Origin of the sequence: Pseudomonas sp. PA-4-8C (assembly GCF_021606625.1) — a bacterium.
GTDB classification, from domain to species: Bacteria; Pseudomonadota; Gammaproteobacteria; order Pseudomonadales; family Pseudomonadaceae; genus Aquipseudomonas; species Aquipseudomonas lactis.
Map to the genome: position 1 here is coordinate 1 of NZ_WKCD01000185.1, position 11071 is coordinate 11071.

13 protein-coding genes are annotated in these 11071 nt (G+C 59.7%); 7 read left to right on the top strand and 6 right to left on the bottom strand.

All coding sequences use genetic code 11. The annotated features are described in order from the left end of the window. The 6 genes from GIW04_RS21660 to pqqE form a co-directional block, all read left to right on the top strand. Positions 1-919 (top strand): insulinase family protein (locus GIW04_RS21660; RefSeq protein ID WP_236479187.1); only part of this gene is annotated, 919 nt, incomplete at its 5' end. 158 nt (positions 920-1077) lie between these two features. Continuing rightward, complete coding sequence (gene pqqA / locus GIW04_RS21665; protein ID WP_003194766.1) at positions 1078-1152, top strand: pyrroloquinoline quinone precursor peptide PqqA; 75 nt, start codon at positions 1078-1080, stop codon at positions 1150-1152. A 71-nt stretch (positions 1153-1223) separates the two neighbouring features. Further along, a complete protein-coding gene (gene pqqB, locus GIW04_RS21670; protein WP_003194767.1) occupies positions 1224-2135 on the top strand; it encodes a pyrroloquinoline quinone biosynthesis protein PqqB in 912 nt (303 codons plus the stop codon). Between the two features lie 11 nt (positions 2136-2146). Beyond that, the gene (gene pqqC / locus GIW04_RS21675) at positions 2147-2899 is read left to right on the top strand and encodes a pyrroloquinoline-quinone synthase PqqC (protein WP_003194770.1); all 753 of its coding nucleotides are present in this window, start codon (positions 2147-2149) and stop codon (positions 2897-2899) included. After that, positions 2896-3171: a pyrroloquinoline quinone biosynthesis peptide chaperone PqqD gene (pqqD, locus tag GIW04_RS21680; RefSeq protein WP_003194772.1), complete on the top strand. Its 276-nt coding sequence runs from the start codon at positions 2896-2898 to the stop codon at positions 3169-3171. Before pqqC ends, pqqD begins: the two co-directional genes overlap by 4 nt. After that, entirely contained in the window at positions 3164-4294 is a 1131-nt protein-coding gene (gene pqqE, locus GIW04_RS21685; RefSeq protein ID WP_052224634.1) for a pyrroloquinoline quinone biosynthesis protein PqqE, read from the top strand. The genes pqqD and pqqE overlap by 8 nt, the downstream gene beginning before the upstream one ends. 5 nt (positions 4295-4299) lie before the next feature. Here pqqE and GIW04_RS21690 read toward each other — a convergent pair whose 3' ends face one another. The 4 genes from GIW04_RS21690 to GIW04_RS21705 all read right to left on the bottom strand — a co-directional run bounded on the left by GIW04_RS21690 (position 4300) and on the right by GIW04_RS21705 (position 6706). Further along, positions 4300-4458 (bottom strand): YqaE/Pmp3 family membrane protein, encoded by a 159-nt coding sequence (locus GIW04_RS21690; RefSeq protein ID WP_003194776.1) that lies wholly within the window; start codon positions 4456-4458, stop codon positions 4300-4302. A 93-nt stretch (positions 4459-4551) separates the two neighbouring features. After that, the gene (locus GIW04_RS21695) at positions 4552-4869 is read right to left on the bottom strand and encodes a helix-turn-helix domain-containing protein (protein WP_073525830.1); all 318 of its coding nucleotides are present in this window, start codon (positions 4867-4869) and stop codon (positions 4552-4554) included. Beyond that, positions 4853-5218, bottom strand: a complete 366-nt coding sequence (locus GIW04_RS21700) for a type II toxin-antitoxin system RelE/ParE family toxin (protein ID WP_014720198.1) — start codon at positions 5216-5218, stop codon at positions 4853-4855. The genes GIW04_RS21695 and GIW04_RS21700 overlap by 17 nt, the downstream gene beginning before the upstream one ends. 225 nt (positions 5219-5443) lie before the next feature. Further along, positions 5444-6706 (bottom strand): aspartate aminotransferase family protein, encoded by a 1263-nt coding sequence (locus GIW04_RS21705; protein WP_120247552.1) that lies wholly within the window; start codon positions 6704-6706, stop codon positions 5444-5446. A 209-nt stretch (positions 6707-6915) separates the two neighbouring features. Here GIW04_RS21705 and GIW04_RS21710 point away from each other — a divergent pair, with 209 nt between their 5' ends. After that, positions 6916-7815 carry a LysR family transcriptional regulator gene (locus GIW04_RS21710; RefSeq protein WP_003194779.1) on the top strand — a complete coding sequence of 300 codons (900 nt, stop codon included), beginning with the start codon at positions 6916-6918 and terminating at the stop codon, positions 7813-7815. Between the two features lie 226 nt (positions 7816-8041). On the opposite strand, the gene GIW04_RS21715 is transcribed toward GIW04_RS21710, so the two are convergent. Both GIW04_RS21715 and GIW04_RS21720 read right to left on the bottom strand, forming a co-directional pair. Continuing rightward, positions 8042-9820, bottom strand: coding sequence for an acyl-CoA dehydrogenase C-terminal domain-containing protein (locus GIW04_RS21715; RefSeq protein WP_120247551.1), 1779 nt, complete (start codon positions 9818-9820; stop codon positions 8042-8044). 249 nt (positions 9821-10069) lie between these two features. After that, positions 10070-11071 (bottom strand): acyl-CoA dehydrogenase C-terminal domain-containing protein (locus GIW04_RS21720; protein ID WP_236479188.1); only part of this gene is annotated, 1002 nt, incomplete at its 5' end.

An 11071-nucleotide genomic window follows, 5' to 3' on the forward strand; every position in this document is an offset into this window, starting at 1 on the left:
GTCTTGCGAAACTATCGCCACTGACTGGCAGGTAAAGATGCACGGCCTCCACGAGCCCATGCCGGCGGTGCTCGAAGCGTTGGCGCGGTGTCTGAGTGACTCGAATGGACCTTTGCCACCGCCCGCTCCCGTGCCGATGATCGCCATCCGGGAACTGCTCAAGGCGTTGCCTGCTTGCTGTGCCGGTGTTCAACCCGAGCCTCAGGGGACGACAGCGTCCTGGGCCACAGCACGCTGGCAGGGGCTGGTCACAGGCTTGCCCGCCAGCTGTGAAGCGGCGATCAAAGCCGCAGCGGCCCGGTTGCCTGGGCAACCGGCAACTCTGCCTTTCACACCTCAGGCCCTTGACGGACAAAAGCGCTGGCACGCAGTCAACACCGAATCCAGCGAGGCGGCGCTACTGCTATTTTGCCCAACGCCTGTGCAAACCCTCGCCGATGAAGCCAACTGGCGGTTACTCGGGCACGTGCTGCAAGGGCCGTTCTACCAGCGCTTGAGAGTCGAACTGCAAATCGGCTACGCCGTGTTCAGTGGCATCCGACAAATCAACGGCCAAACCGGCCTGCTGTTTGGGGTGCAATCGCCCAGCACTTCTCTGGACGGCATCGTCGAACAGTTGCAGGCCTTCCTCGAACAACTGCCGTCGTTGATCGAGCGCTGCCCCGACTTGGGTAACCAGGCCCTTGCGCAGCAGTTCGCGGCCCAGGCGCTACCCGTCAACCAGGCTGCCGAGTTGCTCTGGCATGCGCACTTGGCAGGTCATTCGTCGCGTTATCTGGATCAGCTTCAACAGTTGATTCAACAGCGCACACGCGAGGATGTGCAGCACGCCGCGCAGCAACTCAATGACGCCGCAGGCGGCTGGCAATGCGTGGCCAACGGGCGGTGTATCAACGACGACTGGCAAGCGGCGTCGTGATCATTGCCAACCCTGCAACAGGCTTTCTCCACCGAGACAGCGCTAACTTGAATAAAATTGCGTAACATTGCGCAGCAATATCTGAACATCTCCAATGGGAGGTGGACTATATGTATTACTTGGTAGTGAACGTCCCATCCCTTGATAGGAGTAAGAATATGACCTGGTCCAAACCTGCTTACACTGATCTGCGTATCGGTTTCGAAGTCACCATGTACTTCGCCAGCCGTTGATTGGCTGAGTAATACAACGCCTCGGTTCGCCCGGGGCGTTTTTGTTTTGAGCTGTGCTTGAGGGAGCGATCATGTTTGTCCAGATTCTAGGTTCCGCCGCCGGCGGTGGCTTCCCGCAGTGGAACTGCAACTGCGTGAACTGCGCAGGTTTTCGTAATGGCAGCCTGCGGGCCCACGCGCGTACCCAGTCGTCCATCGCGATCTCCGACGATGGCGTGAACTGGGTGCTCTGCAATGCATCGCCGGATATCCGCGCGCAGCTCCAGGGCTTTGCGCCCATGCAACCGGGCCGCGCCCTGCGCGATACTGGCATCAGCGCAATCATCCTGATGGACAGCCAGATCGACCACACCACTGGCCTGCTGAGCCTGCGCGAAGGCTGCCCACACCAGGTGTGGTGCACCGACATGGTCCATGAAGACCTGAGCACCGGCTTCCCATTGTTCACCATGCTGACCCACTGGAACGGTGGCCTGGCCTGGAACCGCATCGAGCTGGACGCCAGCTTCACCATCCCGGCCTGCCCCAACCTGCGCTTCACCCCGCTGCCGTTGCGTAGCGCCGCACCGCCCTATTCGCCACATCGTTTCGACCCGCACCCCGGTGACAACATTGGCCTGATCGTCGAAGACCTGCGCACCGGCGGCAAATTGTTCTACGCCCCGGGCCTGGGCAAGGTCGACGCACCGTTGCTGGAGATCATGGCCGGCAGCGACTGCCTGCTGGTCGACGGCACGATGTGGGACGACGATGAAATGCAGCGCCGTGGCGTCGGCACCCGCACCGGGCGTGAGATGGGCCACCTGGCACAGAACGGCCCCGGCGGCATGCTTGAAGTGCTGGAGCAACTGCCCAAACAGCGCAAAGTGCTTATCCACATCAACAACACCAACCCGATCCTCGATGAAGACTCTCCCGAGCGAGCGGAGCTGATGCGGCGCAATGTCGAAGTGGCTTACGACGGCATGAGCATTGAATTGTAGGAGCATTCGAAATGACCGACACACCGTTGAGCAAGGCGGAGTTCGAAGCCGCCTTGCGCGCCAAGGGCGCCTTCTACCATATCCATCACCCCTATCATGTGGCGATGTACGAAGGCCGCGCCAGCCGTGAGCAGATCCAGGGCTGGGTCGCCAATCGCTTCTACTATCAGGTGAATATCCCGCTGAAAGACGCGGCGATCCTGGCCAACTGCCCAGACCGTGAAATCCGTCGCGAATGGATCCAGCGCCTGCTCGACCATGACGGCGCGCCCGGTGAAGACGGCGGTATCGAAGCCTGGCTGCGCCTGGGCCAGGCTGTGGGTCTGGACCCCGACCAATTGCGCTCCCAGGAGTTGGTGCTGCCCGGTGTACGCTTCGCCGTGGACGCCTATGTCAACTTCGCCCGCCGCGCCAGCTGGCAAGAAGCCGCCAGCAGCTCGTTGACCGAGCTGTTCGCGCCGCAAATCCACCAGTCGCGCCTCGACAGTTGGCCCCAGCATTACCCGTGGATCGACCCGGCCGGTTACGAGTACTTCCGCACACGCCTGGGCCAGGCCCGTCGCGATGTGGAACACGGCTTGGCGATCACCCTGCAGCACTACACCACCCGCGAGGGGCAGGAGCGCATGCTGGAAATTCTCCAGTTCAAACTGGACATCCTGTGGAGCATGCTGGACGCCATGAGCATGGCCTACGAACTCAAACGCCCGCCCTATCACAGCGTGACCGAGCAGCGGGTATGGCATAAAGGGATCACCCTATGAGCTTTGATCGCAGTAAAAAACCGACCTGGCGCCAGGGCTATCGCTACCAGTACGAGCCTGCACAAAAAGGCCATGTTCTGCTCTACCCCGAAGGCATGATCAAGCTCAACGATAGCGCCGCATTGATCGGCGGCCTGATCGACGGCGAGCGCGACGTGGCGGCCATCATTGCCGAGCTGGACAAGCAGTTCCCCGGCGTACCGGAGCTGGGTGACGACATCGAGCAATTCATGGAGGTCGCCCGTGCTGAGCACTGGATCACCCTTGCCTGAGAAACCCGCCATCGGCCTGCCGCTGTGGCTGCTGGCCGAGCTGACCTATCGCTGCCCGCTGCAGTGCCCGTATTGTTCCAACCCGCTGGATTTCGCCGAGCAGGGCAAGGAGCTGAGCACCGAACAATGGATCAAGGTATTTCGCGAAGCCCGTGAAATGGGCGCGGCGCAGTTGGGGTTTTCCGGCGGTGAGCCGCTGGTGCGCCAGGACTTGGCCGAACTGATCGGCGAGGCGCGCAAGCTGGGTTTCTACACCAACCTGATCACCTCGGGCATCGGCCTCACCGAGCAAAAAATCAGCGACTTCAAGAAATCCGGCCTGGACCATATCCAGATCAGCTTCCAGGCCAGTGACGAACAGGTGAACAACCTGCTGGCCGGCTCCAAAAAAGCCTTCGCGCAAAAACTGGAAATGGCCCGAGCGGTGAAAGCCCACGGCTACCCGATGGTGCTGAACTTCGTCACCCATCGCCACAATATCGATAAGATCGACCGCATCATCGAGCTGTGCATTGCGCTGGAAGCAGATTTCGTCGAACTCGCCACCTGCCAGTTCTACGGCTGGGCACAGCTCAACCGCGTGGGCTTGCTGCCCACCCGCGAGCAGTTGGTACGCGCCGAACGCATCACCAATGAATACCGTGCCAAGCTGGAAGCCGAAGGCCACCCCTGCAAGCTGATCTTCGTGACACCGGATTATTACGAGGAGCGACCCAAAGCCTGCATGAATGGCTGGGGCAGCATCTTCCTGACAGTCACACCCGACGGCACCGCCCTGCCTTGTCACGGCGCAAGGCAGATGCCCGTGCAGTTTCCCAATGTGCGCGACCACAGCATGCAGCACATCTGGTACGACTCGTTTGGCTTCAATCGCTTTCGTGGCTACGACTGGATGCCCGAGCCGTGCCGTTCATGCGACGAAAAAGAAAAGGACTTTGGCGGCTGCCGTTGCCAGGCCTTCATGCTCACCGGTGACGCCAGCAATGCCGACCCGGTCTGCAGCAAATCCGAGCAGCACGGCATCATCCTTCAGGCGCGGGAAGAAGCCGAACAGGCCACCCAGACCATCGAGCAACTGGCCTTTCGCAATGAGCGCAACTCAAGGCTCATTGCAAAAGGCTGAGGGCCTCAACGCTTGGCGATGATGTACACCGCGTGGATGATGCCAGGGAAGTAACCGCACAGGGTCAGCAGGATATTCAGCCAGAAGGCACCGCCGAAACCTACTTGCAGGAACACACCCAATGGCGGCAGCAGAATGGCGATGATGATACGAATGATGTCCATGGGTCAGCTCCAGAAAATCGGCTCGTGTGAGCCGTGTAGCTAATCGACCTTGGCGGTTCGTGAGGGTTCAGTGGATTCTGGCATTGGGCCATCTCAGGCCAGAATCTCCAGCCCATGTTTTTGCACGATGCTCAATAACTTGAGCGCCATGCCACTGGGCCGTTTCTCTCCCGACTCCCATTTTTTGACCGTGGACGCGCTGGTGTTCAGGTAGCGGGCGAATACAGGCTGGCTGACATGGCTGCTTTCCCGTAGTTGCTTGATCTGTTCGGCAGGGATTTGGTCTGGCATGGATAAACATGCCTCATCATATTCTCGCAAAGTGGTTTTGCTGATGGCGCCGACAGCATGAAGTGCCTTGGCTGACTGGTGAATGGACTCAAACGCCTCGCTTTTATACTTCTTGGTCATGATGTATCTCCACAAACTCCTTGAGATCCAGCATTTGCTGAATCTGTGCTTCGTTTAACCTTTCATAAGTTTTGGCCAGTGATCGAAACCAAACAAGTTCGCTCTGCGTAATGTTGCCTTGATCCTTCTTCGCGAACAGCAACTGATAAACCCAATAGTGCCTACCCTTGGCCAATATGATTGAACGATGTCGATTTTGATTGAGGCGTTTTTTCCAGACACCACCGCCCAGATTATCTGCCTGCCCCCTCAGCATTTCGCCAAACGCCTCCCTCAACTCCGAATCGCAGATCCAGGCTTTGTTGGCCGCCTCGGCAAATCGCCGTGTTTTAAACAACCTGAGCTTCATGGAGGTCCCTTCCCAAAAACATACCACCCAGTGGTATAGATTAAAAGTCGAGCACGCTGTGCCCCATCGGCGGTCCTTGCCGACGTCCGCTAAGAAACCACTGTTCCCAGGGAGGCTCAATCAACGTTTTCACACCAGAAATTACCCAGACAAAAAAACGCCCCCAGCCAAAAGAATCAGGCTGGAGGCGCCGCGTATGCCGCGAGACGGTTCAGGAAACTGGGGTCAAACGGCGATGCCCTTGCGGCATTGCACTTGAGCGGTGCGCACCCGAGAAAAGGCGCGGGCAAGCCGCAGCAGCATTTCGTCGATGTGGGTTTTGCTGATGTTCAGCGCAGGGGTAAAGCGCAGGCAGTCAGGTTGTGAGGCGGTGAGAATCAGGCCTTCGTGCAGCGCGGCCTTGACCACTGCTGCGGCGCAATCGTCCGACAGTGTCAGGCCCCAAAGCAGCCCGTTGCCGCGCAAGGGCCCATGGCCGTAACGATAGGCCAGGCGGGCAAGGCCTTCTGCCAGGTACAAGCCGGATTCGCGCAGATGCTCGAGAAAGCCGTTCGCCAATACAGCGTCGAGTACCGCGATACCCGCAGATGCCATCAGCGCATTGCCATGATGCGTACCGTCCAACTCGCCCGGCTCGAAGCAACAGGCAGTACCACGCGCCAGCAGCGCCGCCAGCGGCACGCCACCGCCGAGGCCTTTGCCCAGGGCAATGATGTCGGCGCGCACGCCGTATTGTTGTTCGGCCAGCAAGCTGCCACAGCGGCCCACACCGGTTTGCACTTCGTCGAAGATCAGCAGAATCCCCAGCTCACAACACAGGCGTTCGACGCCCTTGAGGTAATGTTCGGTCGCGGGGATGACACCGCCGCCGCTTTGGATCGGCTCCAGCATGATAGCGACGGTTTGCGCATCCACCGCTGCATGCAGGGCCGGTAGATCGTTGAACGGCACCTGGCTGAAACCTGGCAACTGCGGTTCGAAACGGTTTTCGCAGGCCACATCCGACGCCGACATCGCCCCCAAGCTACGGCCATGACAGCCGTTGCTTACGGTGATGATGTGGTAAGCGCCACCGCGATGCAGTTGGCCCCACTTGCGTGCCAACTTGATGGCCGCTTCACAGGCTTCGGCACCGCTGTTGAGCAAATAGGCCTGGTCGCTGCAGGTGTGATGGCAAAGACGATCGACGAGGTCCAGTTGCGCACGGTTGTGCAAACCCAGGCCAGGGTTGATCACGCTGTGCATCTGTTCGGCAATGGCGTCGCGCACGGCCTGGGGACTGTGGCCCAGGCTATTGGCGCCGCCACCCTGACTGAAATCCAGATAGGCGCGGTCGTCTGCGTCCGAAAGCCAGGAACCCTGCCCCTGCACAAACACCTGGGGCGGGCGCGCCACAGTGGGCATCAGGCACTGGCTGGAAACCTCTGCACGCGGGGCATGCACAACCAGGTCATCCAGACTCGGCGCAGAGCGACGGAACAAGTTCACACTTCACCCCCACTGGCAACCTGACCTTGGTCGATGCCACCTGCCAGTGAGGCGTTCAGATTTTTTGCCTTGCCTATGTAAACGCTATCAACAAAAACGCTGTTCATTGTCCGATCCGGCCCTGTAAGCCCTGCGAATAGGCGCTAGACTAGGCGTCTCGGGGGCCAGCGGCCATTTCGATTTTCCAGCTTTTTCGATAAGCAAACCTTATGGATTTCAAGCAACTGCGTTATTTCGTCGCGGTGTATGAGGAAGGCCACGTAGGCCGTGCCGCGGAGCGTCTGTCGATCTCCCAGCCAGCGCTGTCGCAACAGATTCGCCAACTGGAACAGAACCTCGACGTCAGCCTGTTCGAACGCAGCAGCAAGCGCCTGTTGCCGACCCTGGCGGCCCACACCTTATACAACCACGCATTGCCGCTGATTGATGGCATGCAGCAAGCCGTGGAGGCGCTGCGCAATTTCAAGGGCCAAGCCATGCGCACCCTGGCCATCGGCGTGCTGCAAACCGTGCACACCAGCCTGGTGCCACAGATGCTTGAGCGCGTGCGCAAAGCCCAGCCCCATCTAGTGGTGCAGATCTACGAGCTGACCGGGCTTGAGATTGAACGGCGGTTGCTCAATGGCTCCCTCGATATCGGCATCAGCTACCTGCCACCCCGTCAACCGGGCCTGCATGGCGTGCTGCTGTATGAAGACGAGTTGAAAGTGGTGATTCCCGAAGACCATCCGTTGCGCGAGTTCAAGAAAGTCTCGCTCAAACAAGCCGCCGAGTTACCGATGTTGCTGTTGGGGGAAGAGTTTCAGGTTCGGCAGATCTGGCAAGGCCAACTGTCCAACCTCGGGCGGCGTCCGCAAGTGCAGGCGGAGCTCAATACCATGGTGGGCATTCTCGACAGCCTGCCTCACACCCGACTGGCGACGGTGCTGCCTGGGCGCTCCCAGGACGAGCACAACAGCAAGGCACTGCTGTGGAAACCCTTGAGCGAGCCCAGGGTACCGCTGAAAGTCGGGTTGGTATGCCGCGATGTGCAACGCCAGCAGGCGACGGTGGCGTTATTGCGCACCCTGCTGGAAGACGTAATGAATGCCCCGTCGGCAAGCGCCTGACTTTTTCGCGGGCAAAAGAAAACCCCGCCGAAGCGGGGCTTTGCAGACTGTTTCCCTGACATCCATTTCACTCCGCCATCCTGGCAGAATCCTACGTGTCCGTGTTGTTGCTTTGCGCTTCCTGCGCGACGTCCATGTGAAGTAGATTAGCCGTGGATCCAATGTGGCGATAGAGGACGATTAGCAGCACGTCATGTAAGAGAATGCTTACACGCCCTCCGCACCCTTAAAACAGGGCTTCATCCATCAGGAACAGTGATTCGCTACCGGCTTTTACCGACGCACTCAACGAGTGGATACGCGGCAACAGACGGGCAAAGTAGAAACGCGCAGTCCCCAGTTTGCTGGCGTAGAAATCCTCTTCGCCCTCTTTACCCAACGCCGCCTTGGCCATGCGCGCCCACATATAGGCATAGGCCATGTAGCCGAACGCATGCAGATATTCCACCGAGGCCGCGCCGATTTCATTGGCGTCGCTCTTGGCGCGGTCCAGCACCCAGGCCGTCAACTCATCCAGGTTATCCACTGCCACACTTAGCGGCTTGGTGAATTCGGCCAACTCAGGGCCCGATGCGGCGATGAACTGGCGGATCTCATCGGCGAACAAGGTATAGAACGCACCGCCGCTGCCGACGATCTTGCGACCCATCAGGTCCAGGGCCTGAATGCCGTTGGTGCCTTCGTAGATCTGGGTGATGCGCACGTCACGCACCAATTGCTCCTGGCCCCACTCGCGGATGTAACCGTGGCCGCCAAACACCTGCTGGCCAAGCACGGTGGTTTCCAGGCCCAGGTCAGTAAGGAACGCCTTGGCCACCGGCGTCAGCAACGCCACCAGGTTATCGGCACGCTCGCGCGCCTGGGCATCGTCGCTGAACTTGGCGATGTCCAACTGCGTCGCCACGTAGGTGGAGAACGCCCGGCCGCCTTCGTTCGCCGCCTTCATGGTCAGCAACATGCGACGGACATCCGGATGCACGATGATCGGGTCTGCCGGCTTGTCCTTGGCCTGCGCGCCTAGCGGGGAACGGCTCTGCAGACGGTCGCGGGCATATTCAATCGCGTTCTGATAGGACCGCTCACCCGACGCCAGGCCCTGAATGCCAACACCCAGGCGCTCATAGTTCATCATGGTGAACATCGCCGCCAAGCCACGGTTGGGCTCACCGACCAGGTAACCCACGGCTTCGTCGAAGTTCATCACACAGGTAGCGGAGGCCTGGATGCCCATCTTGTGTTCAATGGAGCCGCAATTCACCGGGTTACGCGCGCCCAGGCTGCCATCGGCATTTACCAGGAACTTCGGCACCAGAAACAGCGAGATGCCCTTGGGCCCGGCCGGTGCGTCCGGCAGCTTGGCCAGCACCAGGTGGATGATATTTTCGGTGAGGTCGTGCTCGCCACCGGTGATGAAGATCTTGGTGCCGCTGACCTTGTAGGAGCCGTCCGCCTGAGGCTCGGCCTTGGTGCGGATCATCCCCAGGTCGGTACCGGCATGGGCTTCCGTCAGGCACATGGAACCGGCCCACTCACCGGAATACATCTTCGGCAGGTAGGTGGCCTTGAGTTCATCACTGGCGTGAGTGTTGATGGAGACACAGGCGCCGGAGGTCAACATCGGGTACAGGCCGAAAGCCAGGCTCGATGAGTTGATCATTTCTTCAACCTGCGCCGACACGGCCTTGGGCATGCCCATGCCGCCGTAGGTCGGGTCGCCGCCCACCCCCACCCAGCCGCCTTCGGCGTAGGTGCTGTAGGCTTGAGGGAAACCGTCGGGCGTCGTGACGGCGCCGTCTGCCCACTGGCAGCCTTGCTCATCGCCGCCGCGGCTGAGCGGGGCAATGGATTTGGCAGTGACCTTGCCGGCCTCCTCCAGGATCGCCTCGACAGTTTCGGCGTCAACGCTGTCTGCCAATGCCGGTAACTGGGCCCAAGTATTAGCGACCTCAAAAACTTCGTTGAGGACGAAGCGCATATCACGCAACGGCGCTTTGTAATCAGCCATGGCAAACCTCGTGAGAACGTGAAAAGTGATTCGATAGGATCGGTTTTACAGGCGTCGAGTGTACCCGAACAACTTTTAAGACACATAGGGTCCATTCGTGACCATTAAGTATTTATAAGTCACATACAAACCATTGTGGGAGCGGGCTTGCTCGCGAATGCGGCGTGTCAGTCGCTACATCTTTGACTGTACCAGCGCATTCGCGGGCAAGCCCGCTCCCACATTTTGACCCCGAGCAATCAGTGACCTCTACAGTGCAAAGGCCTGCGCCGGTAAGCTCATCAGGCATTCGCTCCCCGCCTCCACCGCAGCACGGTGCATGGCCGTACGCGGCAACAGGCGCTTGAAATAAAAGTCGCAGGTCGCAAGCTTCGCCTGGGCAACCCCTGGGTCATCCTGGGCTTGCGCCGCGATCGCCATGCGCAACCACAGGTAGGCAAGGATGATGTAACCGCTGTACATCAGGTAATCCATGGCCGCCGCGCCCACTTCGTCAGGGTTTTTCATCGATGCCGTGCCGACCTTCAGGGTCAGTTCGCCCCATTGCTGGTTCAGCTCATTGAGTTGCGCCACATGGGCCTTGAGCTGCGCATGCTCGGCATTGGCCGCGCAGAACTTATGCACAATTTTGGTAAACCCACGCAGCAACTTGCCCTGGCTGCCCAATACCTTGCGCCCGAGCAGGTCCAGAGCCTGGATGCCGTTGGTGCCTTCATAGATCGGGGCGATACGTGCGTCACGGGCCAGTTGCTCCATGCCCCACTCACGAATATAGCCATGGCCACCGAATACCTGCATGCCGTGGTTGGTCACCTCCAGGCCGGTTTCGGTCATGAAGGCTTTGCAGATCGGCGTGAGGAAGGCCAACAGGTCCTCGGCTTCCTGGCGTTGGCCGGCGTCGCTGCCCAGGTGCGCGGTGTCGAGCAGTTGCGCGGTGAAATAGGTCAAGGCGCGGTTGCCTTCGTTGAAGGCTTTCATGGTCAGCAACATGCGGCGGACATCGGCGTGCACGATGATCGGGTCGGCGGCTTTCTCCGGGGCCTTGGCACCGGTCAGCGAGCGCATCTGCAAACGGTCATTGGCGTACTTGATCGCGCCCTGGAAGCTCGCCTCGCCGTTGCACAGGCCCTGCATGCCGGTGCCCAGGCGTGCGTGGTTCATCATGGTGAACATGCAGTTGAGGCCCTTGTTCGCCTCGCCAATCAAAAAGCCTTTGGCGCCATCGAAGTTCAGCACGCAGGTGGCCGAAGC

Bases quoted from the DNA above. Each gene is read 5' to 3' on its own strand.
- pqqB (WP_003194767.1), top strand. From the start codon at position 1,224: ATGTTTGTCCAGATTCTAGGTTCCGCCGCCGGCGGTGGCTTCCCGCAG.
- pqqC (WP_003194770.1), top strand. From the start codon at position 2,147: ATGACCGACACACCGTTGAGCAAGGCGGAGTTCGAAGCCGCCTTGCGC.
- pqqD (WP_003194772.1), top strand. From the start codon at position 2,896: ATGAGCTTTGATCGCAGTAAAAAACCGACCTGGCGCCAGGGCTATCGC.
- GIW04_RS21690 (WP_003194776.1), bottom strand. From the start codon at position 4,458: ATGGACATCATTCGTATCATCATCGCCATTCTGCTGCCGCCATTGGGT.
- GIW04_RS21695 (WP_073525830.1), bottom strand. From the start codon at position 4,869: ATGACCAAGAAGTATAAAAGCGAGGCGTTTGAGTCCATTCACCAGTCA.
- GIW04_RS21700 (WP_014720198.1), bottom strand. From the start codon at position 5,218: ATGAAGCTCAGGTTGTTTAAAACACGGCGATTTGCCGAGGCGGCCAAC.
- GIW04_RS21710 (WP_003194779.1), top strand. From the start codon at position 6,916: ATGGATTTCAAGCAACTGCGTTATTTCGTCGCGGTGTATGAGGAAGGC.
- GIW04_RS21715 (WP_120247551.1), bottom strand. From the start codon at position 9,820: ATGGCTGATTACAAAGCGCCGTTGCGTGATATGCGCTTCGTCCTCAAC.